This is a genomic window from Longispora albida DSM 44784 (assembly GCF_000379825.1).
Classification (GTDB): Bacteria; Actinomycetota; Actinomycetes; order Mycobacteriales; family Micromonosporaceae; genus Longispora; species Longispora albida.
The window spans coordinates 540,553-565,468 of sequence record NZ_KB903813.1; the positions used below are offsets into that span (position 1 = coordinate 540,553).

25 protein-coding genes and 1 pseudogene are annotated in these 24,916 nt (G+C 69.2%); 19 read left to right on the top strand and 7 right to left on the bottom strand.

Features of this window, described 5'->3' with window-relative positions; translation table 11 throughout:
• The first annotated feature begins 1 nt into the window (after window position 1).
• Window positions 2-1,234: a type VII secretion-associated serine protease mycosin gene (gene mycP / locus A3G1_RS32815; protein ID WP_018347911.1), complete on the top strand. Its 1,233-nt coding sequence runs from the start codon at window positions 2-4 to the stop codon at window positions 1,232-1,234.
• An 80-nt stretch (window positions 1,235-1,314) separates the two neighbouring features.
• On the opposite strand, the gene A3G1_RS0102660 is transcribed toward mycP, so the two are convergent.
• Entirely contained in the window at window positions 1,315-2,583 is a 1,269-nt protein-coding gene (locus tag A3G1_RS0102660) for a sialidase family protein (RefSeq protein ID WP_018347912.1), read from the bottom strand.
• Window positions 2,576-3,076 carry an RNA polymerase sigma factor gene (locus A3G1_RS0102665; protein WP_018347913.1) on the bottom strand — a complete coding sequence of 167 codons (501 nt, stop codon included), beginning with the start codon at window positions 3,074-3,076 and terminating at the stop codon, window positions 2,576-2,578. The genes A3G1_RS0102660 and A3G1_RS0102665 overlap by 8 nt, the downstream gene beginning before the upstream one ends.
• Window positions 3,077-3,157: 81 nt before the next feature.
• Between A3G1_RS0102665 and trpS the strand changes: the two genes are divergently transcribed.
• The 10 genes from trpS (at window position 3,158) to A3G1_RS0102715 (ending at window position 12,262) form a co-directional block, all read left to right on the top strand.
• Entirely contained in the window at window positions 3,158-4,159 is a 1,002-nt protein-coding gene (trpS, locus tag A3G1_RS0102670) for a tryptophan--tRNA ligase (RefSeq protein WP_018347914.1), read from the top strand.
• A gap of 30 nt (window positions 4,160-4,189) precedes the next feature.
• Complete coding sequence (locus tag A3G1_RS0102675) at window positions 4,190-4,705, top strand: 2'-5' RNA ligase family protein (protein WP_018347915.1); 516 nt, start codon at window positions 4,190-4,192, stop codon at window positions 4,703-4,705.
• Window positions 4,702-5,598 (top strand): YihY/virulence factor BrkB family protein, encoded by an 897-nt coding sequence (locus A3G1_RS0102680; protein WP_018347916.1) that lies wholly within the window; start codon window positions 4,702-4,704, stop codon window positions 5,596-5,598. The genes A3G1_RS0102675 and A3G1_RS0102680 overlap by 4 nt, the downstream gene beginning before the upstream one ends.
• 25 nt (window positions 5,599-5,623) lie before the next feature.
• Entirely contained in the window at window positions 5,624-6,046 is a 423-nt protein-coding gene (locus A3G1_RS0102685) for a hypothetical protein (protein ID WP_018347917.1), read from the top strand.
• A gap of 61 nt (window positions 6,047-6,107) precedes the next feature.
• Window positions 6,108-6,335: an SCO4848 family membrane protein gene (locus A3G1_RS0102690; protein WP_018347918.1), complete on the top strand. Its 228-nt coding sequence runs from the start codon at window positions 6,108-6,110 to the stop codon at window positions 6,333-6,335.
• A 26-nt stretch (window positions 6,336-6,361) separates the two neighbouring features.
• Window positions 6,362-6,703: a hypothetical protein gene (locus A3G1_RS0102695; protein ID WP_018347919.1), complete on the top strand. Its 342-nt coding sequence runs from the start codon at window positions 6,362-6,364 to the stop codon at window positions 6,701-6,703.
• 298 nt (window positions 6,704-7,001) lie between these two features.
• A complete protein-coding gene (locus A3G1_RS0102700) occupies window positions 7,002-8,063 on the top strand; it encodes a BMP family lipoprotein (RefSeq protein WP_018347920.1) in 1,062 nt (353 codons plus the stop codon).
• Between the two features lie 191 nt (window positions 8,064-8,254).
• The gene (locus A3G1_RS32820; protein ID WP_018347921.1) at window positions 8,255-9,757 is read left to right on the top strand and encodes an ABC transporter ATP-binding protein; all 1,503 of its coding nucleotides are present in this window, start codon (window positions 8,255-8,257) and stop codon (window positions 9,755-9,757) included.
• The gene (locus tag A3G1_RS0102710; RefSeq protein ID WP_018347922.1) at window positions 9,750-11,021 is read left to right on the top strand and encodes an ABC transporter permease; all 1,272 of its coding nucleotides are present in this window, start codon (window positions 9,750-9,752) and stop codon (window positions 11,019-11,021) included. The genes A3G1_RS32820 and A3G1_RS0102710 overlap by 8 nt, the downstream gene beginning before the upstream one ends.
• Window positions 11,015-12,262: an ABC transporter permease gene (locus A3G1_RS0102715; RefSeq protein ID WP_018347923.1), complete on the top strand. Its 1,248-nt coding sequence runs from the start codon at window positions 11,015-11,017 to the stop codon at window positions 12,260-12,262. The genes A3G1_RS0102710 and A3G1_RS0102715 overlap by 7 nt, the downstream gene beginning before the upstream one ends.
• Window positions 12,263-12,432: 170 nt before the next feature.
• Here the strand turns inward: A3G1_RS0102715 and A3G1_RS40295 are convergent, their stop codons facing one another.
• Entirely contained in the window at window positions 12,433-12,594 is a 162-nt protein-coding gene (locus A3G1_RS40295) for a hypothetical protein (RefSeq protein WP_018347924.1), read from the bottom strand.
• 146 nt (window positions 12,595-12,740) lie between these two features.
• Window positions 12,741-13,022: a hypothetical protein gene (locus A3G1_RS0102725; RefSeq protein WP_018347925.1), complete on the bottom strand. Its 282-nt coding sequence runs from the start codon at window positions 13,020-13,022 to the stop codon at window positions 12,741-12,743.
• Window positions 13,023-13,244: 222 nt separating this feature from the next.
• On the opposite strand from A3G1_RS0102725, the gene A3G1_RS32825 reads away from it, so the two are divergent.
• On the top strand, window positions 13,245-14,606 hold the full coding sequence (locus tag A3G1_RS32825; protein WP_157640860.1) for an NsdA family TPR-like regulatory protein: 1,362 nt from the start codon (window positions 13,245-13,247) through the stop codon (window positions 14,604-14,606).
• On the opposite strand, the gene A3G1_RS0102735 is transcribed toward A3G1_RS32825, so the two are convergent.
• Window positions 14,554-15,060 carry an NUDIX domain-containing protein gene (locus A3G1_RS0102735; protein ID WP_018347927.1) on the bottom strand — a complete coding sequence of 169 codons (507 nt, stop codon included), beginning with the start codon at window positions 15,058-15,060 and terminating at the stop codon, window positions 14,554-14,556. The genes A3G1_RS32825 and A3G1_RS0102735 overlap by 53 nt on opposite strands.
• A gap of 93 nt (window positions 15,061-15,153) precedes the next feature.
• On the opposite strand from A3G1_RS0102735, the pseudogene A3G1_RS0102740 reads away from it, so the two are divergent.
• The 4 genes and pseudogenes from A3G1_RS0102740 to A3G1_RS32830 form a co-directional block, all read left to right on the top strand.
• Window positions 15,154-15,525 (top strand): annotated as a pseudogene (locus A3G1_RS0102740) (cytidine deaminase); the annotation flags it as partial.
• A gap of 125 nt (window positions 15,526-15,650) precedes the next feature.
• Window positions 15,651-16,919 carry a thymidine phosphorylase gene (locus A3G1_RS0102745; RefSeq protein WP_040477316.1) on the top strand — a complete coding sequence of 423 codons (1,269 nt, stop codon included), beginning with the start codon at window positions 15,651-15,653 and terminating at the stop codon, window positions 16,917-16,919.
• A 14-nt stretch (window positions 16,920-16,933) separates the two neighbouring features.
• The gene (locus tag A3G1_RS0102750) at window positions 16,934-17,290 is read left to right on the top strand and encodes a cupin domain-containing protein (RefSeq protein WP_018347930.1); all 357 of its coding nucleotides are present in this window, start codon (window positions 16,934-16,936) and stop codon (window positions 17,288-17,290) included.
• A gap of 26 nt (window positions 17,291-17,316) precedes the next feature.
• Window positions 17,317-18,435, top strand: coding sequence for a low temperature requirement protein A (locus A3G1_RS32830; RefSeq protein ID WP_018347931.1), 1,119 nt, complete (start codon window positions 17,317-17,319; stop codon window positions 18,433-18,435).
• On the opposite strand, the gene A3G1_RS0102760 is transcribed toward A3G1_RS32830, so the two are convergent.
• Window positions 18,383-19,183 carry a methyltransferase domain-containing protein gene (locus A3G1_RS0102760; RefSeq protein WP_018347932.1) on the bottom strand — a complete coding sequence of 267 codons (801 nt, stop codon included), beginning with the start codon at window positions 19,181-19,183 and terminating at the stop codon, window positions 18,383-18,385. The two genes, A3G1_RS32830 and A3G1_RS0102760, sit on opposite strands and share 53 nt — an antisense overlap.
• 73 nt (window positions 19,184-19,256) lie before the next feature.
• Here A3G1_RS0102760 and A3G1_RS0102765 point away from each other — a divergent pair, with 73 nt between their 5' ends.
• The 3 genes from A3G1_RS0102765 (at window position 19,257) to A3G1_RS0102775 (ending at window position 22,304) form a co-directional block, all read left to right on the top strand.
• Window positions 19,257-20,324 (top strand): adenosine deaminase, encoded by a 1,068-nt coding sequence (locus A3G1_RS0102765; protein WP_018347933.1) that lies wholly within the window; start codon window positions 19,257-19,259, stop codon window positions 20,322-20,324.
• A gap of 151 nt (window positions 20,325-20,475) precedes the next feature.
• The gene (locus A3G1_RS0102770; RefSeq protein ID WP_018347934.1) at window positions 20,476-21,045 is read left to right on the top strand and encodes a SigE family RNA polymerase sigma factor; all 570 of its coding nucleotides are present in this window, start codon (window positions 20,476-20,478) and stop codon (window positions 21,043-21,045) included.
• Window positions 21,042-22,304: a dihydrolipoyllysine-residue succinyltransferase component of 2-oxoglutarate dehydrogenase complex gene (locus A3G1_RS0102775; RefSeq protein WP_018347935.1), complete on the top strand. Its 1,263-nt coding sequence runs from the start codon at window positions 21,042-21,044 to the stop codon at window positions 22,302-22,304. The genes A3G1_RS0102770 and A3G1_RS0102775 overlap by 4 nt, the downstream gene beginning before the upstream one ends.
• Before the next feature lie 58 nt (window positions 22,305-22,362).
• On the opposite strand, the gene pepN is transcribed toward A3G1_RS0102775, so the two are convergent.
• Window positions 22,363-24,900, bottom strand: a complete 2,538-nt coding sequence (gene pepN, locus A3G1_RS0102780) for an aminopeptidase N (protein WP_018347936.1) — start codon at window positions 24,898-24,900, stop codon at window positions 22,363-22,365.
• Window positions 24,901-24,916 lie beyond the last annotated feature (16 nt).

Below are 24,916 nucleotides of genomic sequence, written 5' to 3' on the forward strand. Positions count from 1 at the left end.
GATGTCGGCCCGATCCTCTGCGGCCCTGCTGACCGTCGCGCTGGCGACGAGCCTGATCGCCGTGCCGGCCACCCCGGCCTCGGCTGTCCCGCCGAACAAGGAGTGCGGGCGGGCGCAGCAGAAGGCGCATCCGCTGGCCCAGCAGCCGTGGGCGATGCAGCGGCTGCGCCCGCAGAACGTCTGGCCGCTCACCCGGGGCCAGGGCGTCATCGTCGCGGTGATCGACTCCGGCGTGAACGACGAGCACCCGAAGCTCGCGGGCAAGGTGCTGCCGGGTAACGACTTCACAGCCACCGGCGGCCAGTGCGACGCCTACTTCCACGGCACGTTCATCGCCGGGCTGATCGCCGGCCGGGACTCGAAGGAGAGCCCCTTCGCCGGCGTCGCGCCCGACGCGACGATCCTGCCGCTGCGCGTGATCCAGGACGGGTCCAAGGAGGACACCACCGACACCACCCCGAGCCGGATCGCCGACGCCATCGACATGGCCGTCGCGCAGAAGGCCAAGGTCATCAACCTTTCGCTGTACTCCAAGCCGACGCCGAAGCTCGTCGCCGCCATCGAGCGGGCCGTCAAGGCCGACGTCGTGCTGGTCGCCGCCGCCGGTAACGGCCGGGGCCAGACCGACGGGCGGTACTACCCGGCTTCAGCGCCCGGCGTGATCGCGGTGGCCGGCGTGGACCCGCAGGACAAGGTGGCCAGCAGTTCCAGCCCCGGTGACTACGTCGACGTCGCCGCGCCCGGTGTGAGCATCGACGGGCCGGCGCTGCGCGGGGACCTGTACATCACCGAGGAAGCGGGGACGAGCTACGCGACCGGCTTCGTGTCGGGGCTGGCCGCGCTGCTCCGGGCGTACTACAAGGACATGACCGCCGAGCAGGTCGCCGAGCGGATCATGAAGACCGCCGACCGGCCGCCGCGCTCGAAGGGCCGCGACGACAACGTCGGCTACGGGATCATCAATCCGTACCGGGCGCTGACCGCCCAGCTCGATCCGGCGATGGCGAAGAAGCAGCCGGTGGCCGGCGGCTTCACCGCTCCGGACCCGAAGGACGATCCGCTGTGGGCCGCCAAGACCTTCGGCCCGTGGATCATCGGCGGGCTGCTGGCGCTGGCCGGCCTGATCGGCACCCTGGCCTACGCGGTACCGCGCGGGCGCAGGCGCGGCTGGCGCCCCGGCCGGGCCGGCTCCAGGCTGTCCGACGAACGCCAGCCGGACCTCGTCGAGGACTAGGGCCTGTCCGGTAGATCTTTGCCGGACTTCTGAGACTCGCCTCGCACCGACAAGATCTACCGGACAGGCCCTTGGGCCTGTCAGCAGACGGGCAGGCGGCGCCAGGTCAGCCCGTCCGGGCTGTACACGGCCCACTGGCTGCCCAGCGCCTCGTAGGCCACGTATCCGGCCTGGGTCTTCTGGACCCGGCCGACCGTGCCGAGGCTGTTGATCCGGCTGTTGACCGGGGCGGACATCCACCAGCCGGACGGGTCGGTGTCCATCGCGGCGAGTAGCCGCCCGTCGGCGAGCGGCACGGCGTCCCCGGCCACCCCGGCCGGCAACCCGTCGGCGATGGTGAACGTGTAGCCGTTGTCGGAGGACCGTTCCAGCGCCAGGACCGGATTCGCGGCCTGGTCCACACCGGAGGCCTTGCCCTTGCCGGTGACGATGACGAAGACGTGCGGGCCGGTCGTCGCCACCTTGATCGAGACGACCTCGCCGGGCTGCTTGGACACCTGCTGCTGCTTCCAGCTGACGCCGTTGTCCCGGCTGACGGCCGTGGTGACCGTGCCGTTGTTCAGCCCGGTGACCCACCAGGAGCCGTCGGCGGCCGGTGCCGGGGCCGCCCACTTGAGCTGGAGGCCCTCGGGCTGGCTGGCGAGCCGGGCGGACTGGCCGCTGCCGGGCAGCCTGACCCGCAGGCCGTCAGGGCCGGCGTATGGACGGGCGCCGGGTGGGACGGCGGGCTGCGGCGGGGCGTCGGCCGCCGGGACCGGCTGCCACTTCCTGCCGCCGTCCGCGCTGTGCCAGGTTCCGCCGAGGACGAGCTCTGTGCCGTTCAGGATGATCAGGTCGGGCGGGGCCGTGTCCGCGGTGACCGTGATGGCTGGCAGCTGCACGGTGGCCCACGGCTCGTGGTTCTCGCTGCGGGCCATCGTGACGGTGCACGGGGCCGGCTTGCCGGGACAGTCCCGGAGCATCGCGTACGCGGCCTTCTCGGTGATCTCCGCGTCGTAGAGGGCACCGGGCAGGTCGACGGACTGGAGGTCGGAGACGATCTCGACGCCGTGGTCGGCCCACTTCATGCTGACCGTGGTCACGCTGGGCTGGTTCGGCTGGCCGAGCATCGGGGCCGGGCCGGGCTCGCGGGTACCCCCGGAGGCGATCTGGACGCCCGTGATGGCCAGGACGGCCGCAGCGGTACCTCCGGCGGCGGCGAAGAGCCTGCGGCGCTTGCGGGCGTGCACGCGGGCGGTGACGGAGCCGAGGGCCGGCTGGTCGATCCGGCCGAGCAGGTGCGCGCGGGAGTCGGCCAGCGCGCGCTCGATGCGGTCGTCCGGCTCGTAGGGGTCGAGTAACTCAGGCATGCTGCCGCACCTCGGCCGGGCGTAACCGGGTCGCCAGCGCTGTTCTGCCGCGCGACAGCCGGGACTTCACGGTGCCGATCGGCAGGCCGAGGGTGGTGGCCACCTCGTCGACGGGCAGGTCGGCCAGGTGGTGGAGGACGATCACCTCCCGGTACGACCTCGGGAGCTGCGAGAGCGCGGCCAGCAGGTCGGTGCGGTCCGGCTCGGGGCCTGGCTCGACGGAGGTGGTGACCGGCCGGGTACGCATCATGATGGTGTCGAAGAGCCGGCGGCGGCGCCAGCGGCGGCGGACCAGGTTGACCGCGACGGTGCGCAGCCAGGCCTCCGGGTTGTCGATGCCGGAGATGTGGTCGGGCCGGGCCAGGGCGCGGGCAAAGGCCTCCTGCACGGCGTCCTGCGCCTCTGCGAGGTCACCCGTGAACGCGTACAGCTGGGTGACCAGGCGGCGGTAGCAGTCGTCGTACAGGTTCGCGATCGCGACTTCGCTGGCCACGGACACCTCCTGGGTCGGCTCGAGAGTACAGAGTCGCCACCGGGTCGCGGGGTTCCCCGCTGGGCTGACAGAATTCCAGTTATGTCTCGTGTCCTGTCTGGTATCCAGCCGACCGCCTCCTCCTTCCACCTGGGTAACTACCTCGGTGCGGTGCGTAACTGGGTGGCCATGCAGGAGACGCACGACGCGTTCTACTGCGTGGTGGACCTGCACGCGATCACCGCCGGCCACGACCCGGCCCTGCTGCGCGAGCGGACCAGGGTCTCCGTGGCCCAGCTGCTCGCCGTGGGCATCGACCCGGAGCGGTCCACGCTGTTCGTCCAGTCGCACGTGCCGGAGCACGCCCAGCTCGGCTGGGTGATGGGCTGCATCACCGGCTTCGGCGAGGCCTCGCGGATGACCCAGTTCAAGGACAAGAGCGCCAAGCAGGGTGCCGAGCGGGCGAGCGTCGGCCTGTTCACCTACCCGATCCTCCAGGTCGCCGACATTCTGCTGTACCAGGCTGACCAGGTGCCGGTCGGCGAGGACCAGCGCCAGCACATCGAGCTGACCCGTGACCTGGCCCAGCGGTTCAACACGACGTTCGGCCAGACCTTCACCGTGCCGGCTCCGTACATCCTGAAGGAGACGGCGAAGATCACCGACCTCCAGGACCCGACCTCGAAGATGAGCAAGTCGGCGTCCACGCCGAACGGGATCATCGAGCTGCTGGACGACCCGGCGAAGTCGGCCAAGAAGATCCGCAGCGCCGTCACAGACACCGGCCGCGAGATCGTCTTCGACGCGGAGAACAAGCCCGGCGTGTCGAACCTGCTGACCATCTACTCCGCGCTGACCGGCGAGCCGATCTCCGCTCTGGAGTCGCGCTACGAGGGTCGCGGGTACGGTGACCTGAAGAAGGAGCTGGGCGAGGTGGTCGCCGACTTCGCCCGGCCGATTCAGGAACAGACCCGCAAGTATCTCGACAATCCTGGTGAACTTGATGAGATCCTGGCGACGGGCGCTCGCAAGGCCCGCGCCGTGGCCGAGGTGACCCTGGCGCAGGTGTACGACCGGATCGGCTTCCTGCCGGCCAAGCACTGAGCAGCCAGCCGAGCACGGGGAGGTGCGGTGATGCGGACCATCGGGGTCGCCTTCGCCGTACCCGAGCCGTGGGCAGCCCAGCTCTCCGAGGCCAGGGCGGCCGCTGGTGACCCGCTCGCCGGGTTCATCCCGCCGCACCTGACGCTCCTCGGCCCGGCTGAGGTCCCGGCGGAGCGTGCCGCGCAGGTCGACGAGCACCTGAGCCGGGTGGCGGCCGGCGCTGCGCCGTTCACGTTGCAGCTGCGCGGGACGGGTACGTTCCGGCCGGTCACCGACGTGGTGTTCGTGGCCGTCGCGCGCGGGATCAGCGAGTGCGAGCAGTTGCAGGCCGCGCTGCGTACCGGGCCGCTGGACCGCGAGCTGCGCTTCCCGTACCACCCGCACGTGACGGTGGCCCACGACGTGCCGGGCGAGGCGCTGGACCGGGCGTTCGACGAGCTGGCCGGGTTCGACGCGACCTTCGAGGTCAGGGCGTTCACGTTGTACGAGCACGGCGAGGACGGCACCTGGCGGCCACGGCGGGACTTCGCGCTGGCGGGCCGGTGAGGCTGGTCGACCAGGCGGTGTCCTGGTGGGACAAGTCGGTCGCGTGGGCCCGCCAGGTCAGCTGGTTCGACCACCTGTGGCGTACCAAGGAGAGGTTCGCCGACGTCCACGCCGGGCGGATGGCGGCTGCCATCTCGTACTACGGATTCTTCGCGACCTTCTCCCTGGCCCTGCTCGCCTTCTCGATCTTCGGTTTCGTCCTGGACAACCCGGACGTGGTGAAGGCTGTGGAGGAGTGGCTGGCGGAGAATCTGCCCTTCCTGGACGTCGCCAAGATCCAGGGCGCGCGGAACACGGTCGGTATCTTCGGCCTGGTCGGCTTCCTGCTCACCGGGATCGGCTGGGTGGAGGCGATGCGCGCCTCGATCCGCGCGGTGTGGCTGCTCGACCAGAACCCCGGCAACTACTTCATCCGGCGCGGCGTCGACATCGTCGTCCTGATCGGGCTGGGCCTGCTGCTGGCCGCGTCGATCGGCTTCTCCGTCGGCGCGCAGGCCGGGCTGGCCTGGCTGCGTGACCACGTGACCTTCGGCTGGCTGGCCCCGGTGTTCAGCGGCCTGTCCGTGCTCGTGGCCGTGGCGATCAACTGGTTCCTGGCCGCGGCGATGCTCACCATGCTGCCCCGGCTCAAGATGCCGCTGGCCCGCTGGCTGCCGGCCGGGCTGGTCGTCGCGGTCGGGCTGGAGCTGCTGAAGACCGTCGGCCAGTTCTACATCACCCGGGTCGGTGGCAACCCTGCCTACCAGGTCGTGGCCGGTACGGTCGGCCTGCTCGTCTTCCTGAACCTGTTCAGCCAGCTGCTGCTGTGGGGCTCCACGCTGGCCGCGACGTCCAGCCGTGGCGTGGTCCGTGACCTGGCGGCCGGGCCGGGCCAGGAGCCGATCGTCGCCTGATCAGGTGGTACGGAATGATGGCGGCATGGGAGCAATCGTGACGCCTGACCTGGCCGCCGACGCGCCAGAGCTGAACCTGCCGTGGATTATCACCTTCACCCCGATGGACGAGGAGGAGGTGTGGGAGCCGGTCGTGTGCGGGCCGTACTCCCGTGAGCACGCCCTCGGCCTCGCCAACGCCGTCGTGACCAGCGAGGAACTGGTGGCCGTCGTCGAGCCGCTCCAGCCGCTGACCGGGGTGGACGCGATCCTCTCCGAGATCACCCAGTCGAAGGACGCCGCCGAGGCGTACGACTTCGACGACGAGTCCGAAGAGGACGAGGAGGAGGAGCACGAGCACGGCGACGACTGCTACCACGGCGAGATCCTGCCGGCCCCGTCCACCGTGCCGACCGAGGCCGAGCTGAAGGCCGGCTTCGCGGCGATCGCTGGCAAGCTCTCTTCCTGACAACCGTTCCGACGGGGTGTCGGGAAACCGAACTTCGACGGTGCGTAGAATCCCGGCCGTGATGTTGTCGCGCCGCTGGTCGGCCTTCCTGATCCTGGTCGCGGCGTGGAGCTGGCTGATCTGGCCACGGTTCGCGCTGGCCATCTGGCGCGACGACCGGGCGTGGGACGGCGACACGCCGACGTCCTTCCTCTGGGTGCACGCGCTGCTGATCGGGGCCTCGCTCGCGATCGGGACGGCGGTCGGCGTGCTCGGGGTGCTGGGCTGGCGCCGGGCCCGGGCGCGTTAGGGCTCAGAGAGTAAAAGGAGTGGGCTGTGGAGGCTCTGCGGTTGGTCCTGCGGTACATCCACCTGGTCGGGTTCGCCCTGCTGCTGGGTGGCTTCGTCGTGCAGTACCTGTCGGCGAAGTTCCGGGTGAACGGCGCGATGCTGGCCGGTTCCGCGATCCAGGTGGTCACGGGGGTGGTGCTGTCCGCGCCGTTCCCCAAGGACGTCGAGCTCGACCACGCGAAGCTGGCCGTCAAGGGCGTGCTGGCCGTGCTGATCGCCGGCATGGTGTGGAGCGTGCGGAAGAAGGAGTCGGTGGCTGCCGGGCACTTCATCGCCATCGGCGGCATGACGCTGGTTAACGCTGCCGTCGCCACCTTCTGGAGATAGTGTTACTAATCGGGCAGCCGTCACGGGTTGCGTGGCGGCTGGACCGGATTCCGGTTCCGTGGGGAGACTCCGGGGTTCGTACGGGTTTTCTCACAGCTTAATGGGTGCTTTTCAGGGCAAAGGCGCCATGATCGCACAGTAAAGTCACAGTTGGTTTACGGCTGAGTAACGGCAGGTGCACCGCGCTGGCCGCAAGATGCGCTACCGGGCAGTAGAACCCGCTACTCTCCGTCCGTTGAGAACACCGCAGAACGCGGTGCCCTGTGGGAAGGAGACCGTCTTGCGCCGAGTGCGTGGGATGAGGATCGTCGCCGTTCTGGCGATCGGTGGACTCGCTCTGTCGGCCGCGGCTTGTGGTGACAAGCCGTCGAGCAACAACGGCTCGAGCGGCAACGGTAAGAAGTACAAGGCTTGCATGGTGACCGACGTCGGCGGCATCGACGACAAGTCGTTCAACACCTCTGCCTGGCAGGGTCTTCAGGACGCGAAGGCCGCCAACGGCAACATCGAGATCAAGTACTCGGCGTCGAAGGCCGAGACCGACTACCAGCCCAACCTGAACGCGCTGGTCACGGAGAAGTGCGACCTGATCCTCGCGGTCGGTGGCCTGATGACGGACGCGACGAAGGCCGCTGCCGCCGCGAACCCGGCCCAGAAGTTCGCGATCATCGACTCGAACATCCCGGCCGCGAACGTGTACTCGATGCAGTTCAACACGGCGCAGGCCGGCTTCCTGGCCGGTTACCTGGCCGCCGGCAGCTCCAAGAGCGGCAAGGTCGCGACCTGGGGCGGTCTCAAGATCCCGCCGGTGACCATCTTCATGGACGGGTTCGCCGAGGGCGTCGCCCACTACAACAAGGTGAAGAGCAAGACCGTCGCCGTGCTCGGCTGGGACAACAAGTCCCAGGAGGGCCTGTTCGCCGGCAGCTTCACCGACCAGAACAAGGGCAAGCAGCTCGCCGAGCAGCTCGTCGCGCAGGGCGCTGACGTGATCATGCCGGTCGCCGGTGGCGCCGGTCTCGGTACCGCCTCTGCCGCCCAGGCTTCCGGTGGCAAGACCTCGGTCATCTGGGTCGACGCTGACGGCTGCAAGTCCGCCGCGCAGTACTGCGACGTCTTCATGACCACGGTCGTGAAGAACATCGCGGGTGCCGTGAAGGACGCCGTGGTCGCCGGTGCCGACGGCAAGGCTCTCACCGGTGCCTTCACCGGCGTGCTGGGCAACAACGGCGTCTCGCTGGCCCCGTACAACAAGTTCGACAGCAAGGTCCCGGCCGAGCTGAAGACCGAGATCGACGCCCTGAAGAAGGACATCGTCGACGGCAAGATCAAGATCGAGTCCCCGGCTCAGCCGAAGTAATACCCGGCTGGCCGGCGGTCATACGAGAATGAGCATTACCGGGGGGCATCGGGGACAACCCGGTGCCCCCCACTCGGGTGCCTGCCCGGGAAACCGGGCCCGTGCCCGGGACAGTGGTACGGCGGTGCCCGGACGGGGTACGGCAGTGCCCGGGAAAGCAGGACAGCAGTCCGGCTGTGGCGAGGAGGACGATGAAACTCGAACTGCGCGGCATCACCAAACGCTTCGGTGACCTGGTCGCCAACGACCACATCGACCTCGTCGTCGAGCCGGGCGAGATCCACGCGCTGCTCGGCGAGAACGGGGCCGGCAAGTCCACCCTGATGAACGTCCTCTATGGCCTGCTGCGCCCGGACGAGGGCGAGATCCTGGTGAACGACGTTCCCCAGACCTTCCGCTCGCCGGGTGACGCCATCTCCGCCGGGATCGGCATGGTGCACCAGCACTTCATGCTCGTGCCGGTCTTCACCGTCGCCGAGAACATCATGCTCGGCGCGGAGGACACGAAGCTCGGCGTGCTCGACAAGAAGAAGGCCAGCGCGCACATCACCGAGGTGTCGCAGACGTACGGCCTGCCGGTCGACCCGGAAGCCGTCGTCGAGACCCTGCCGGTCGGCGTGCAGCAGCGGGTCGAGATCGTGAAGGCGCTGACCCGCGAGGTCGACCTCCTGATCCTCGACGAGCCGACGGCCGTCCTCACGCCACAGGAGACGGACGAGCTGCTGGAGGTGCTCCGGGGGCTCAAGGCGGCCGGCAAGTCCATCGTGCTGATCACGCACAAGCTCCGCGAGGTCAAGGCGATCGCTGACAAGATCACGGTTATCCGGCGTGGCAAGGTCGTCGGCACCGCCGACCCGGGCGAGTCCGAGGACGAGCTGGCGGCCATGATGGTCGGCCGGCACGTGCAGCTCGTCGTCGACAAGTCGGCGGCGGAGCCCGGCGCTCCGGTACTCACCGTCAAGGACCTCTCCGTCGTCGACGACCGCGGTCACAGGGCCGTCACCGACATCGACCTGGAGGTCCGGGCCGGCGAGGTGCTCGGCGTGGCCGGCGTGCAGGGCAACGGGCAGACCGAGCTGATCGAGGCCATCATGGGCCTCCGCCCGGCCGTGTCCGGCTCGGTGCTGCTCGGCGGCGCTGAGCTGCGCGGGCGCACCACGCGGCAGGTGCTCGACGCCGGCGTGGGATACGTGCCGGAGGACCGGAGTACCGACGGGCTCGTCAAGGAGTTCACCGTCGCGGAGAACCTGGTTCTCGACCTCTACAAGAGCGAGCCGTTCGGCTCGAAGCTCGTGTACCGGCCGGAAGCCGTCGCCCGTAACGCGAAGGACCGGATCGAGGAGTTCGACGTCCGTACCCAGTCGGCGGACGCGCCGGTCGGCTCGCTCTCCGGCGGTAACCAGCAGAAGGTGATCGTGGCCAGGGAGATGTCCCGGCCGCTCAAGCTGCTGATCGCCTCGCAGCCGGCCCGTGGCGTGGACGTGGGCTCGATCGAGTTCATCCACAAGCGGATCATCCGCGAGCGCGACCAGGGCGGGGCGGTGCTGCTGGTCTCGACGGAACTCGACGAGATCCTGGCGCTCGCCGACCGGATCGCCGTGATGTACCGCGGCGAGATCATTGCGACCCTGCCCGCCGCCGGGGCCACCTCGGAGAAGCTGGGCCTGCTGATGGCTGGAGTGACTGGTGACTGACGAAGCAAAGCCCCCGGCGGCCGAGCCCGAGCGGACGGTGCCGCCGGAGAAGGACGTCGCGCCGAGGCCGAACCGGCCGTTCCGGATCTTCATCGAGGAGCTGACGACGGCGAGCACCTTCATGGTGACCGTGCTGGCCGTGGTGCTCGCCCTCCTGGTCGGCTCGATCCTCGTCATCATCTCCAACGACTCGGCCCGCGAGGCCTGGGGCTACTTCTTCGCCGCTCCGCTCGACGCGTTCGAGATGAGCTGGTACGCGGTCCGCGACGCCTACGTCGCCCTCTTCCAGGGCGCGATCTACGACCCGGCCAAGCCGAGCGCGTGGGGCTCGATCTCCGAGACCCTGACCTACGCGGCCCCGCTCACCTTCACCGGCCTGTCGGTGGCGCTGGCCTTCCGGGCCGGCCTGTTCAACATCGGCGCGCAGGGCCAGGCGGTGTTCGGCGCGATCTTCGGGGTGCTCGCCGGTTTCCTCCTGCACCTCCCGCCGGTACTCCATATGCTTGTCGCCCTGGTCTGCGCACTGATCGGCGGTGCGCTGTGGGGCTTCATCCCCGGCATCCTGAAGGCGAAGACCGGCGCGCACGAGGTCATCACGACCATCATGCTGAACAACATCGCCGGCATCTTCCTGATCTGGCTGGTCGTGCAGAAGGGTTTCCAGAACCCGGAGCGCACCGACGCGATCAGCAAGAGCGCCGAGGAGAACGCCCGGTTGCCCAGGCTGCTCGGCTTCCTCGAAGGTGACCTGCGGGTCAACCTGGCGATCGTGCTGGCGGTGCTGGCGGCGGCAGGCGTGTCCTGGCTGCTGAACCGGTCCACGTTCGGCTTCGAGCTGCGCGCGGTCGGCGGCAACCCGGACGCGGCCAAGACGGCCGGCATGAACGTCGCCATGACGTACGCGCTGGTCATGGCGGTGGCCGGTGGCCTGGCGGGCCTCGGCGGCGCGTCGATGAGCCTCGGACTGCTGCCCTTCGCCCTGACCCCCGGCGTGATCGCCAACATCGGTTTCGACGGCATCACGGTCGCACTGCTCGGCCGGGCCAAGCCGTGGGGTGTGCTGGCCGGCGCGCTGCTGATGGGCGGCCTCCAGGCTGGCGCGGTGAAGATGAACGCTGTCGGCGGCGTCCCGACCGACATGGTGTACGTGCTCCAGGCCCTGATCGTGATCTTCATCGCGGCTCCGGCGCTGATCAAGACCGTGTTCCGGCTGCGTGACGGCAAGGCCAGCCGCAGCACCGCGACCCTGGCGAAGGGGTGGTGACGACCGTGGCCCAGTTCTGGAACCGCAACCGGATCGCCGGTGCCGTCTACGTGCTGCTCGGCCTGCTGGCCGTCCTCTACTTCGGGGTGAGCAACCCGGCGAAGAACGACGTGACGCTGCGGCTCACCGCCGACACGTCCCTCACCTTCGGCGCCCGGCCAGTGATCATCGTCCTCGGGCTGGTGACGGTCGCGGTGGGCGTGGCGCTCCTGGCCGTGCTGACAGCGCGCAGCCACTTCGCGTGGACGGCAGGGGTGGCGCTCGGTGCCCTGGTCCTCGCGTTCCTCTTCTGGGGAACGTCGCTGGCCAAGACCCTGCACACCATCCCGGTCGAGGCGCTGCTCTACGGCACCCTGATCGCCGCCACGCCGCTCATCTTCGGCGCGCTGGCTGGTGTCCTGTGTGAACGCTCCGGCGTCGTCAACATCAACATCGAGGGCCAGCTGCTCGTCGGCGCCTTCGCCGGCGCGCTGGTCGGCACGATGACGAAGAGCGTGTGGGCCGGCCTGATCGCGGCAGGCGTGTGCGGGGCACTCATGGCGGCGCTGCTCGCGGTGTTCGCCATCAAGTACCTGGTCGACCAGGTCGTCCTCGGCGTCGTCCTCAACGTGCTCGCCTTCGGTATCACCGGCGTGATCTACGAGCGCCTGATGCAGCCGAACGCGGCCGAGTACAACAACGCCGGTCAGTTCAAGCCCTGGGAGGTCCCGGGGCTGTCGGACATCCCGCTGCTCGGGCCGGTGCTCTTCCGGCACAACCTCTTCGTGTACCTCGCCCTCGCCCTCGTAGCCGCCATCACCTTCGCGCTGTTCTACACCCGGTGGGGCCTGCGGACCCGGGCCGTCGGCGAGCACCCGACCGCCGCCGACACGCTCGGCATCAAGGTGCGCCTCGTGCGGTACCGCAACACGATCATGGGTGGCTTCGTGGCCGGCCTGGGCGGCGCGATGCTCACCATCGGAGCCGGCGTCACGTTCAACAAGGAGATGACGGCAGGCAAGGGCTTCATCGCCCTCGCCGCGCTGATCTTCGGCCGGTGGAGCCCGGTCGGCGCGATGCTGGCGGCGCTGCTGTTCGGCTTCGCCGACGCGATGCAGCAGTTCCTGAGTTCCGTGATCTCGCCGGTGCCGTCCCAGTTCCTCCAGATGGCCCCGTACCTGGCGACGCTGTTCGCGGTGGCTGGTCTGGTCGGCAAGGTCCGGGCCCCGGCAGCCGACGGAAAACCGTACGTGAAGGGCTGACGCCCGCAGCATGTGCGAAGGCCGCCTGGATCACCTGTCCAGGCGGCCTTGGCTATTTCAAGATCAAATTCATCATCTTGTACCCGCGCCAGAGCCCCCGGCCGAGCGCAGCCATCCTCCGCGTCCCGTGACGCCACGGCAGGCGCACCGGTGATCGTGTCCCAGTTTCGTCACCACGCCCAGCCACCGGCCACGAGCGCAGAGGCGACCAGCAACCCGCACGCGAACGACACCAGGAACGCGGTCGCCGCCCAGCCTGCGAGTGCCCGGATCCGGCGCCAGTACCGGCCGTGACCGGTGCGGTGGCGGACATGTACCCGCCCTACGTGCATCGCGCAGTTCACGGGTACCCATTGCGCTGATCCCGCGAAGCCCCGTACGAGCGCCTCAGCGGCCTCCGCCGAGGTGTATGTCAGGCAACCAGCAGCACACAACCGGCAGTTCTCAAACAACGCGCCGGCCGCGGGATGTTGTCCATTCACGACGGTTCCGGTCCGCACAGCACGTTGAGAAAGTCGGAGAGCTGTTCCGGGTCGGTTTTCAAGCCCGCTGGCGAGAATTCCAGCACGATCATCAAGACGTCCAGCTCACCGCGCGTGGCGATCAGACGGCACCCGGCTGGAACGCTGGCTCCGTATCCGAAACCGCCCTCCTCATCAGCGAATATCACGGCACCCACATTGGATGGTGGATACGCGGATACGAACTCTGCGATGTGGGTGCCCAGGTTGGTGCGCTGTGCCGAAGTCAGGTGGAGCATGCGAGAGCCCCCTTTTGGAGCAGTGCCGAAACAAGGTGCAGCCCAGTCTCTTTCGCGCGTGGAGGCGATGACAGGGAAAGTGGGTCCTTGGTGAAGGTGCTGGATTGTGCGCCGTTGTGCAGGGTTGTGCGTACGTCCCTTTCGGCGCTGTGTGCCGATACGATGACGTCCATCCGGGTTCGCTGCTCCTGCATGCGGCCGTAGGGCGGGGCGGTGAGGACTATGCGCGAATTCCAACGCTCGGTCAGCAACACAGTCCTGAGCGATCTGATCGGCGAAGCGCAGGTCAGCAACGCCGGCCTTGCCAGGAGGGTCAATCAGCTGGGCCGTTCTGCTCACGGACTGGATCTGAGGTATGACGCCAGTTCCGTCCACAGGTGGCTGCGCGGAGCCTCACCAGCGCACCCCGCACCACTCCTTATCGCTAACGTGCTAGCCGCACGGCTTGGCCGCCCGGTGAGTCCCGAGCTTCTCTTCACGGACGCGCGGCATGACTTCCTGAAGATGCCCGATACTGTGGCGGCAGCCGTCGAAACCGCGACAGCCCTGTGGAGGCTTCCCGTCCACCGGCGTGACAACACGGCCGAAACGTTGTCGTCGGCCGCCAGCGTGCAAGCTGGCTGGCGATGGACCTTCGACCCGTCGGCGTCCGCCCCGAGCCGTTCAGGCCTCGTGAGTGTCGGGACCGCCGATGTGGAACGCCTGCGATCAGACCGTCAATCGTTTGCGGACCTGGACAGTCGCCATGGCGGCGGCTACGCGCTGGCGCTGCTGGCGGACTACCTCACCCGCCAGGTCGGCCCCCTCCTGCACGGCAGTTACACCGGATCTGTGGGGCGCCTCCTTCTGTCTGCCGCCGCAGATCTGACCCAGGCGATGAGCTACATGTTGTTCGACGCCGGAGCCCTCGCTCTCGGCCAGCGGTACGCGATCCAGGCTCTTGCCTTGGCCAAGGAGGCAGGCGACGTCGTATTCGGCGCTTACGTGATGTCGAATCTCGCCAACCAGCACATCTTTCTCCGTGACGGCCGGACCGCAGCTCAGCTTGCACGCGCCGCCACCTCAGCGGTCGCACGCCGCGCTCCGGGTGCTCTGCTGGCACAGCTCGCCACGACCGAGGCTCGCGGGCACGCGCTGGCGGGCGATCCGAGGGCATGTCTCACCGCGATCAAGCGGGCCGAATGGCTGCTGGGGCGCACGCGACGGGACGACATTCCGGGGTGGCTGGGGGCAGGAAGTGCGGCGCACAGACATGGCGCGATCATGCATTGCCTGCTCGACCTCGGTGAGTATGAAGCCGCTGCCGAATACTCCGGGCCGGCGCTGGATTTGCCGGGGAGTTCGGTCAGGGCCACGGCGCTCCATCAGATAAGCGCCGCGTCTGTGCATGCCCGGCTCGGTGATTTCGGCCGTGCTCTTCATCTGGCTACTCCCGCCGTCCGGGCTGCGGCGACTCTTCGATCAGCCCGGCTGGTCTCCAGGTGCTCGGATTTCATGAGCCAGCTGTCGGTGTTCGAACAGCTGCCGGAAGTCAGAGGCTGGCTTGATGGGGCGCGGGCGGTGTGTGCACCTCGCGCCCATTGAACAAATACCTAGTCGTGCCGGCCGCCTTTGCCTGGAGTGCGGCACGGAGCCGGTTGGCCGTGTTCGTGGTCAGTCTCGTGGTTGCCTCATCTGCTGGCACGAACTCGTAGCCGTCGAGCTCGTCGGCCTGAAGCTCGATGCTCTGACCGGGCGGGAGCACGCCGCCGTCGAACACGAAGCCAAACCAGGCTTTGCGGTCTGCCGTAGGCGGGACCCAGTCGACTACCAGCAGCCCGCCCGTGACGATGTCGACACCGAGTTCCTCACGTACCTCACGGGTGCAGCAGGCGTGCGGTGGCTCGTCGCCGTGCAGGACGCCGCCCGGCAGATTCCAGTGGGGCCGGTAGTTCGGCTTGACCAGCAAGATCCGGCCTGCGTCATCGGTGAGCAAGGCGGTCGCCGAGGCGAGAAAGCTCGGGAGGCTCGCGTACCACTCGGCGGGCGGCAGATGCACACAGCAACGCTACTCCCTGCCGTGGCGGAGGGGCCTCGGCGGCAGTCCCAGAGTTCTGGCAGTGCTCAAGATCAGCCAGGTTATGGTGATCCTATGGACGTGAACTGGGATGAGTTGCGGGCTGCTGCGAAGGCGATGCTGCCGAGGTCGTACTCGCCGTACTCGAAGTTTCCGGTCGGGGCGGCGGCGCTCGTGGACGACGGCCGGGTCATCGCCGGTTGCAACGTGGAGAACGCCTCGTACGGCCTGGCCCTGTGTGCCGAGTGCAGCCTGGTCTCCCAGTTGCACTCGACGGGCGGGGGCAGGCTCGTCGCGATGGCCTGTGTGGACGGTGCTGGCGAGGCACTGATGCCGTGTGGCCGGTGCCGTCAGCTCCTGTGGGAGCACGGTGGCCCGGACTGCCTGATCGACCACCAGGACGGCCCGATCCCGATGCGGGACCTCCTGCCCCACGCCTTCGAGCTCTGAGGCTGTTTGGATCCGCTCTCACCGGGCCACTTCGGGCTTGGTCAAGAACACGAGGGACGAAGGTCATGATCGTCGGGGACTCGGCCCGTGGTCAGGCCCGGCGGGGCTAGGCTCAGTCCGTGATGAATGCAGTGGACGTGATCCGGGCCAAGCGCGACAAGGGTGCGCTGAGCGACGAGCAGATCGACTGGGTGATCGACGCCTACACCCGCGGGGTGGTCGCCGACGAGCAGATGTCGGCGCTGGCGATGGCCATCCTGCTCAACGGGATGACGCCCGGGGAGATCAGCCGGTGGACGAGCGCGATGATCGCCTCTGGTGAGCGGCTGGACCTGTCCGGCGTGCCCCGGCCCACGGTCGACAAGCACTCCACCGGTGGCGTCGGCGACAAGATCACGCTGCCGCTGACCCCGCTCGTCGCGGCCTGTGGTGCCGCGGTGCCGCAGCTGTCCGGCCGGGGGCTCGGGCACACGGGCGGCACGCTCGACAAGCTGGAGACCATCGCCGGCTGGCGGGCGAAGATCTCCAATGAGGAGTTCAGGCAGCAGCTCGCCACGACCGGCGCGGTGATCTGCGCGGCAGGCGACGAGCTGGCGCCCGCCGACCGCAAGCTGTACGCGCTGCGCGACGTCACCGGTACCGTCGAGGCCATTCCGCTGATCGCCAGTTCGATCATGAGCAAGAAGATCGCGGAGGGTACGTCGGCGCTGGTGCTGGACGTGAAGGTCGGCTCCGGCGCGTTCATGAAGGAGCTGGCCACGGCCCGGGAGCTCGCCCGGACGATGGTCGGGCTGGGGACGGCGCACGGGGTGAAGACGATCGCGCTGCTGACCGACATGGACACGCCGCTCGGGCTCAAGATCGGTAACGCGCTGGAGGTCGAGGAGTCCCTGGAGGTGCTGGCCGGTGGCGGCCCCGCCGACGTCGTGGAGCTGACCCTGGCCCTGGCCCGGGAGATGCTGGCCGCCGCAGGGATCGACGCCGACCCCGAGGCCGCCCTCAAGGACGGCCGGGCGATGGACGCGTGGCGGACGATGATCGCGGCCCAGGGTGGCGACCCGGACGCCCCGCTCGCCCAGGCTCCGATCGTCGAGGAGATCCGCGCGGAGTCCAGCGGTGTCCTGACCACGCTCGACGCGTACCAGGTCGGGGTCGCGGCCTGGCGGCTCGGTGCCGGCCGGGCGCGCAAGGAGGACCCGGTGTCGGCCTCCGCCGGTATCGTGCTGCACCGCAAGCCTGGTGAGCAGGTGCGGGCCGGCGACGTGCTGATGGAGCTGCGTGCCGAGGACGAGAGCCGGCTGGCCGGTGCCCGCCAGTCGCTGGCCGGCGCGTGGGAGATCGGCTCGGCAGGGCAGGCCCGCGACCTTATCCTCGAACGCGTCGAAGCCTAGAACAGGGGAGTGGCATGCCTGAGCTGATCGCCAAGCCGACCCGGATCCCGGTGCCCGGCGGGAAGACCATCGACGAGTTCGTCGGCCGGGTCAACACCGGCTCCGCCGCGGTGTCCGTCGCGCGGATGGCCGCGCCCGGTGGCTGGGAGGAGCCGGCCCAGACGCCGGAGTTCGACGAGATCACTGTGGTGCTGACCGGTACGGTGCGGGTCGAGCACGACGGCGGGGCGCTGGACGTGAAGGCCGGGCAGGCCGTGCTGACCAGGGCCGGGGAGCGGGTCAGGTACACGACGCCGGGGGCTGAGGGCGCGGAGTACATCGCGATCTGCCTGCCGGCGTTCGGCCCGGATCTCGTGAACCGCGAAGAGTAGAAGAGCAGGAAGAATAAGCTGTCGCAGTGAACGATCGGGTGTCCACGCTGGAGCTGTTCTTCGACCTGGTGTTCGTCTTCACGATCACGCAGCTCACCACGAGCCTGGTCGAGGGGATGAACGCGGCAGGGCTGCTCCGGGTGCTGCTGATGCTGGCGGTGATCTGGTGGATGTACGCCGGGTACGCCTGGGTCACCAACACCGTCGTCATCGACAACACGCTGCGCCGGTTCATGCTGATCATCGGGATGAGCGGGTTCCTGCTGATCGGGCTGGCGATCCCGAAGGCGTTCGGTGACGCCGGTGTGGCCTTCGGCGTCGGGTACCTGGTCGTCAACCTGGTACACACGTTCCTGCTGGCCAAGGGGCAGGGGCCGAGACTGAAGCAGGTGATGCTCCGGCTCGCCCCGCTGAATCTCGCCTCTGCGCTGCTGGTCCTGGCCGGCGGCCTGCTCCCGGCGGAGCCGTGGCGGTACGTGCTGTGGCTGGCGGCCGTGGTTCTCCAGATGTCCACTCCCTACCTGCACCGGGTCGAGCAGGGTTTCGCGATCCGCTCCGAGCACTTCGTCGAGCGGCATGGGCTGGTCGTCATCATCGCGCTCGGCGAGTCAGTGATCGCGATCGGCGTGGGCGCGGCCGGGCTGCCGATCAACGTTCCGCTGGTCGCCGCGGCTGTCCTCGGCCTGACGCTCGCCTACCACCTCTGGTGGGCGTACTTCGGTGGCGACGACACGGCGGCCGAGCACGCGATGGAGCACCTGACGAACCCGGCGACCAGGGCACGGGCCGCGCTCAACGGGTTCGGCTACGCGCATCTGCCGATGCTGCTGGGCATCGTCTGCATGTCCGCCGGGGTCAAGAAGGCGATCGGCCACCCGACCGACCACGCCTACCTGTCCGGCGCGCTGGCGCTGGCCGGCGGCGTGGCGTTGTTCCTGCTCGGCGAGGTCTGGTTCCGCCGGGTGCTGCGGATCGGCACGCTGCGCTGGCGGGTGCTGGGCGCGGTCGCGGCGCTGTGCACGGTCCCGGTCGGGCTGACGGTGTCGGCGCTGGCTCAGCTCGCGCTGCTGCCGGTGGTCATGGCCGTGATGTTCACCCTGGAGTACGGCCGTATACCGCGACTCTCAGGGCCAGATCCACACTGACCTGCTCGGGGAGCGCCGCTGCCCGGGCCTCGGGGTCGGTGTGCCAGGCGCTCGGCCCCATCCCGGCCAGGTCGGCTGCTGCTGCCCGGTCCAGGTCCATCGTCGCCCGGACCACCGTTTCCGTTTCAAGAAGGAAATGCTTTTCCAGTACTCCGTCCGTGCGCTCCGACTTGGCCGGTTGCACGCCGAGCATCCCGAGGGGTTCCCGGAGGCCGGCGAGGTGCTCCGGCAGCGGGGTCACGACCGTCAGTGTCCCGCCCAGCTTCAGTACCCGGCTGAACTCGGCGGCGTTGCGCGGCGCGAACACGTTCAGCACGGCGTCGAAGGACTCGTCGGCCACGGGAAGCCCGGCCCAGCAGTCGGCCACGGCCGCCGCCATCCTCGGGTGCGCCTTCGCGGCCCGCCGTACGGCGAACTTCGACAGGTCGAGCGCGAGCCCGTGGGCACCGGGGGAGCGGTCGAGCACATCCGCCAGGTAGTAGCCAGTACCGGCCCCGGCATCGAGCACCAGGCCGTCCACGGCGGGCAGGGCGGCGGCGATCGGCGCGTAGTAGCCCCGGGCGAGGAACGCGGCGCGCCGGGCGACCATGTCGGCGGTGTCGCCGGTACCGGGATCCTTGCCGGCCAGCAGGTTCACGTAGCCCTGCTTCGCCCGGTCGAACGAGTGGCCGCCCTCGCAGACGAACGGCGTCCCGAACGCCGTGCCGCAGACGGGGCAACGGAGAACGGCCAGGATCTCGGGCAGCATCGGGCCATTGTCGCGCGGGTGAGTTGTCTCGCTATCGCCGGTACCGCCCTGGTCGGACGACTAGAGTCTCTGCATGGCACCGACGCTGGAAGAGATCCGCTCCGCGCCCAAGGCGCTCCTGCACGACCACCTCGACGGCGGCCTCCGCCCCGCGACGATCATCGAGCTGGCCGCCGCGATCGGCCACGAGCTGCCCGCCACAGAGCCCGAGGCGCTCGGCCGCTGGTTCGTCGAGGCCGCGGACTCCGGTTCGCTGGTCAGGTACCTGGAAACGTTCGACCACACGGTGGCCGTGATGCAGACGGCCGACGCGCTCCGCCGGGTCGCCCGGGAGTGCGCGGAAGACCTCGCCGACGACGGCGTGGTGTACGCGGAGGTCCGCTACGCCCCCGAGCAGCACGTCACCAACGGATTGTCCCTCGAAGCCGTCGTCGAGGCGGTGCTGGAGGGTTTCCGGGAGGGCACCGCCCTGGCCGCGGCCAGGGGCAAGCACATCCGGGTCGGCACGCTCCTGACCGCGATGCGGCACGCCGCCAGGTCGATGGAGATCGCCGAGCTAGCCGTCACGTACCGCGACCAGGGCGTCGTCGGCTTCGACATCGCCGGGGCGGAGGCTGGTTTCCCGCCCACCCGGCACCTCGACGCGTTCGAGTACCTCCAGCGGGAGAACGCGCACTTCACCATCCACGCCGGCGAGGCTTTCGGCCTGCCGAGCATCTGGGAGGCGATCCAGTGGTGCGGGGCCGACCGGCTCGGCCACGGCGTGCGGATCGTCGACGACATCTCGCCCGATCGCAAGCTGGGCCGGCTCGCGAGCTACGTGCGCGACAAGCGCATCCCGCTGGAGCTGTGCCCGTCGTCCAACCTCCAGACCGGCATCGCTGACACGATCGCGGACCACCCGATCGGCATGCTGCACGACCTGCGGTTCCGGGTCACGGTCAACACCGACAACCGGCTGATGAGCGGCACGTCGATGTCGCGGGAGATGGCGCTGCTGGTCGAGGCGTTCGGCTACGGCTGGGCCGACCTCCAGTGGTTCACGGTCAACGCGATGAAGAGCTCGTTCATCCCGTTCGACGAGCGGCTCGTCCTGATCAACGAGGTGATCAAGCCGGCGTACGCGAAGCTGTCCGCATAGACAGTAGTCACTTGACCGTCCACTCCGGATGGAGAGCTCCGGAGTGGACGGAAAAAGTTTTCCGCTGACCGGCAACCCTTGATCACCGGGCTGGCGTCTTGGTGGGTGTCGACAACAACACCTACCCCGACGAACCAGCCCAGGAGCGCACATGGCGGACGCAACGTTCGTCGCTACTTACTCCCCTCCCTCCCAGTCCGTGACGGTGTCCAGCGTGACCACACTCGCCGACGAGTTCGACGAATTCGTCCGCACCAGAACCCCCGCCCTGCTCCGGGCCGCTTACCTGCTGACCGGTGACCAGCACCTCGCTGAGGACCTGGTGCAGAGCGCCCTCGCCAGGGCCCACCGGAGCTGGAAGAAGCTGCACGCGGTCGGCAACGCCGAGGCGTACACCCGCAAGACGATGTACCACCTGCAGATCAGCTGGTGGCGCAAGCGGCGGGTGGCCGAGTCCCTGCCGGGCGAGATGCCCGACCGGGGCCGGGCCGACGACACCGACCCCGCAGCGCTGAAGATCACCGTGCGCCAGGCACTGCTCAAGCTCACCGACAAGCAGCGTGCCGTCCTCGTCCTGCGCTACTTCGAGGACCACACCGAGGCCGAGACGGCCGAACTGCTGGGCATCGCGCTCGGCACCGTCAAATCCCAGACGGCCAAGGCCCTGGCCCGGCTCCGGTCGGTCGCTCCAGAGCTCGCCCACTTCGGAGGTGCCCGATGAACCAGCCCAGCGACGACAACCTGCTCCGCTCCCAGCTCACCCTGCTCTCCGAGGACGTCACTTCCGTGGACCTGCGCGACCGTGTTCTGACCACCTCCCGCAAGCTCGCCTTCCAGCGCAGCGCGATGCTGTCCGGCTCGGCACTGGCCGTCATCGGCCTGGTCGCCGGTTCTGCCTTCGCTCTGGCACCTTCCACTCCGGAAGCCAGCGTGCCGGCCGGCACCACTCAGCCCACCGTCGCCGCGGCGCCCGAGCAGACCCCGGAGCAGAGCGCGGCCCCGGCTCCGGTCCAGACGGTCACCCCGGGAAGCACTGCTGGGGCTGGCTCCACCAAGCCGTCCTTCCAGCCGATCGACCTCCGTAACGCCACCCTGACCATCCCGGGCTGGCAGACCGGGCTGTCCCAGGGGTTCAACAACGACTGCTCCGGTATGCGGAAGCTGACCAACGGACGCACCGCCGCCAACACGACGGGGCACCTCGAGGTGATGGATGCCGTCGCCGCCGATGTGGACCGTGACGGCAGCCAGGACGCTGTGGGCCTCTTCAAGTGCCAGGGCCAGCAGGGCGACGCCCGGCAGATCATCGCGTTCGGCCGGACGGCAGACGGGGGCATCCGGACGATCGGCACGGTCGTCGCCACCTCGAACACCCGCAAGCCCGGTACCGACCTGGCGCAGATCCTCACGGTGAAGGCGGCAGGCGACGGCAGCATCAGCGCGAAGGTCGGCGACTTCGCCGGCATGGAAACCGACGCCATCGACGCCAAGTACCGCATCGACCAGGAGCGGGTGTACCGCTGGAACGGCCAGCGCTTCGCGCAGACCGGCGGCCCGGCCAGCTTCCCAGCCAACCCGAACTTCGCCCGGCTGGCCGTGTCGAGCACCGATCTGGCCTTCGGCCCGGCGGTGAACGGTAAACGGCAGGGAACGCTGAAGGTCACCCTGGCGAACCAGGGTGCCGGTGACGCCGAGCTGGTGTGGGCGGTTGTCTACGTGCCGCTGAACGTGTCGGCCGCTGGCCCGTTGCCCGACAACTGCACGCTGGACGGCACCACGATCGAGGGCCGCGGTATCCGCTGCATGAAGCTCAGCACCATCAAGGCCGGCGCGAGCCGCGTCCTCGAGTTCAAGCTCGCCCTCGACACCCGCACAGCCCCCGACACGTCGAACCTGACGATCAGCCTCAATGGCGACCACCCGAGCGGCCTCCAGCCCTCGCCGGGCGTCGGCGGCACGTACAAGCTGACCCTGGCCTAGGCCAGAACGCACGCTGGCGGCGGTTCCCTGACCGGGAGCCGCCGCCAGTGTCGTGTTTCTAGGCGTCGATCGAGCGGCCGCGCAGCCAGCGGCTCACCTCGTCGCGCTGCTCGACCAGGATGCGGCGCAGGGCCGGGACCGGGTTGTGCTCGGCGAGGTACGCGTCGGTCCTGTCGATCGTCGCCTGCTCGACAGCCCACGCCGGGTAGAAGCCGGCCACGATGTTGCGGGAGATCTCGCCCGGGCGGCTGGCCCAGATCCGGTCGAGGACCGCGAAGTACTCGTCCACGTAGGACGCGAGCAGCTCCGCCTGGCCCGTCTGGCCGAAGCCAGCGCCCGTGCCGCCGCCCCGGCCGCCCAGGATGGCCTCCTGCATGCCGTTGGACAGGTCGTCGCGGTCGATCACGGAAGCCCACGCCTCGGCCTTGGCCCCGGCGTCGGGACGGCTCGCCAGCAGGCTGGCCGCGTGCTGCTGGCCCGCCGTCGTCTGGTCGGTCGCGAGCTGTGCGGCCACCTCGGCCTCTCCGGCCTTACCGCTCTTGACCAGCGGCGTCAGGTACGCCCAGCGCAGCTCGGCGTCGAGCGACAGCCCGGCGATGGTCTCGGTGCCGCCGAGGATCGCGGCGACGGTGCCGAGCTGCTCGTCCGTACCGGCGAGGCGGGCGAAGGTCCGCGCCCAGGAGAGCTGGAGGTCGCTGCCCGGCTCGGCGGCCCGGAGGAAGCCGAGCGCGGCGTCGGCGACCTCGGGCCGGGGACGGGCCGAGTAGTACTGGACGGCGGCGAGCAGTCCACGCTGGATGGACTCGACGACGCCGATCTCGCTCTCCCGGCCCACGTTCGCCAGGGCCATGCCGATGTAGTCGCCGGCGGCCAGCTCGCCGCTGCGGACCATGTCCCAGGCGGCCGTCCAGCACAGCGCGCGGGCCAGCGAGTCGGTCAGCTCGCCGGTGCCGGCCAGCACGGTCGCGAGCGAGCGCTCGTCGAAGCGGATCTTGGCGTAGGTCAGGTCGTCGTCGTTGAGCAGGACCAGGTCCGGCTGGCGCTCGCCGAGCAGCTCCGGTACGGCCGTCGCCGTGCCCGCCACGTCCAGCTCGACCTGCTTCACCCGGACCAGGCCGGCGTCGCCGCGCTCGTAGAGGCCGATGGCGATCCGGTGCTGGCGGATGGTCGGGTGGTCGGCCGGTGCCTCCTGCTGGACCTCGAACGAGGTGAACCGGCCCTCGGCGTCCACAGTGAACACCGGACGGAGCGTGTTCGGGCCGGAGGTCTGCAGCCAGTCGGCCGACCAGGACTTCAGGTCGCGGCCGGAGGCCTGCTCCAGCGCGGCCAGCAGGTCGGCGAGGGTGGTGTTGCCCCAGGCGTGGTCACGGAAGTACTGCCGGATGCCGGCGAAGAAGGCCTCACTGCCGACCCACGCGGCGAGCTGCTTGAGGACGGCGGCACCCTTCGCGTACGTGATGCCGTCGAAGTTGGTCAGCAGGTCGGCCAGGTCGCGGATGTCGGCGACGATCGGGTGCGTGGAGGGCAGCTGGTCCTGGCGCAGCGCCCAGCTCTTGTCGGCCTCGGCGAAGGACGTCCACGCGTTCGGCCACTTGGTCACCTCTGCCTGGCAGCGCACCGCGATGTACGTCGCGAAGGACTCCTTGAGCCACAGGTCGTCCCACCACTGCATCGTGACCAGGTCGCCGAACCACATGTGGGCCAGCTCGTGCAGGATCGTCTCGGCCCGCCGCTGGTACCGCACGTCGGTCACCTTCGAGCGGAACAGGTAGTTCTCGTTGATGGTCACGCAGCCGACGTTCTCCATCGCACCGATGTTGTACTCGGGCACGAAGATCTGGTCGTACTTCTCGAACGGGTACGGCTGGTCGAACTTCTCCAGGAAGTAGTCGAAGCCCTGCTTCGTCACCTCCAGCACGTTGTCCGCGTCGAGGTACGGGGCGCCCGAGGCCCGGCATGCCACGGCCAGCGGCACGACCTGCCCGGCCGGGGAGGTGTAGGTGTCCCTGACGACGTGGTAAGGCCCGGCCACCAGCGCCGTGATGTAGGTCGAGATCGGCTGCGTCGGGGCGAAGTGCCACGTGCCGTCCACCGGCTCCGGGGTCGGCGAGTTGGAGAACACCTCCCAGCCCTCCGGCGCGGTCACCGTGAACGTGAACCGGCCCTTGAGGTCGGGCTGCTCGAACGTCGCGAACACCCGGCGGCAGTCCGGCACCTCGAAGTGCGTGTACACGTAGACGTTGCCGTCGACCGGGTCGACCGTCCGGTGGAGACCCTGCCCGGTGTTGGAGTAGGCGCAGTCGGCCACGACGACCAGCTCGTTGTCGGCGGCCAGGCCCGCCAGCTCGATCCGCCCGTCCTTGTACACGGTTTCCGGGTCGAGCTCCCGCCCGTTCAGCGTCACCGAGTGCACCTTCGGCGCGATCAGGTCGGCGAACGACGTCGCGCCCGGCTCGCTCGCCGCGAACCGGATCACCGTGGTCGAGGCGAAGGTCTCCGGGCCCCGGGTGAGGTCGAGGGTGACCTGGTACGAGTCGGCGGACAGCAGCGCACCGCGCGCGGCCGCCTCCTCGCGGGTCAGGTTCGTTCCGGGCATGGTGCTCCTCACATTG

Coding starts and splice junctions, on each gene's coding strand:
- A3G1_RS0102660 (WP_018347912.1), bottom strand. CDS start 2,583: ATGCCTGAGTTACTCGACCCCTACGAGCCGGACGACCGCATCGAGCGC.
- A3G1_RS40295 (WP_018347924.1), bottom strand. CDS start 12,594: ATGCACGTAGGGCGGGTACATGTCCGCCACCGCACCGGTCACGGCCGG.
- A3G1_RS0102775 (WP_018347935.1), top strand. CDS start 21,042: ATGAACCAGCCCAGCGACGACAACCTGCTCCGCTCCCAGCTCACCCTG.
- A3G1_RS0102750 (WP_018347930.1), top strand. CDS start 16,934: ATGCCTGAGCTGATCGCCAAGCCGACCCGGATCCCGGTGCCCGGCGGG.
- A3G1_RS0102770 (WP_018347934.1), top strand. CDS start 20,476: ATGGCGGACGCAACGTTCGTCGCTACTTACTCCCCTCCCTCCCAGTCC.
- pepN (WP_018347936.1), bottom strand. CDS start 24,900: ATGCCCGGAACGAACCTGACCCGCGAGGAGGCGGCCGCGCGCGGTGCG.
- mycP (WP_018347911.1), top strand. CDS start 2: ATGTCGGCCCGATCCTCTGCGGCCCTGCTGACCGTCGCGCTGGCGACG.
- A3G1_RS0102745 (WP_040477316.1), top strand. CDS start 15,651: ATGAATGCAGTGGACGTGATCCGGGCCAAGCGCGACAAGGGTGCGCTG.
- A3G1_RS0102725 (WP_018347925.1), bottom strand. CDS start 13,022: ATGCTCCACCTGACTTCGGCACAGCGCACCAACCTGGGCACCCACATC.
- trpS (WP_018347914.1), top strand. CDS start 3,158: ATGTCTCGTGTCCTGTCTGGTATCCAGCCGACCGCCTCCTCCTTCCAC.
- A3G1_RS0102760 (WP_018347932.1), bottom strand. CDS start 19,183: ATGCTGCCCGAGATCCTGGCCGTTCTCCGTTGCCCCGTCTGCGGCACG.
- A3G1_RS0102765 (WP_018347933.1), top strand. CDS start 19,257: ATGGCACCGACGCTGGAAGAGATCCGCTCCGCGCCCAAGGCGCTCCTG.
- A3G1_RS0102690 (WP_018347918.1), top strand. CDS start 6,108: ATGTTGTCGCGCCGCTGGTCGGCCTTCCTGATCCTGGTCGCGGCGTGG.
- A3G1_RS0102675 (WP_018347915.1), top strand. CDS start 4,190: ATGCGGACCATCGGGGTCGCCTTCGCCGTACCCGAGCCGTGGGCAGCC.
- A3G1_RS32820 (WP_018347921.1), top strand. CDS start 8,255: ATGAAACTCGAACTGCGCGGCATCACCAAACGCTTCGGTGACCTGGTC.
- A3G1_RS0102700 (WP_018347920.1), top strand. CDS start 7,002: ATGAGGATCGTCGCCGTTCTGGCGATCGGTGGACTCGCTCTGTCGGCC.
- A3G1_RS0102685 (WP_018347917.1), top strand. CDS start 5,624: ATGGGAGCAATCGTGACGCCTGACCTGGCCGCCGACGCGCCAGAGCTG.
- A3G1_RS32825 (WP_157640860.1), top strand. CDS start 13,245: ATGCGCGAATTCCAACGCTCGGTCAGCAACACAGTCCTGAGCGATCTG.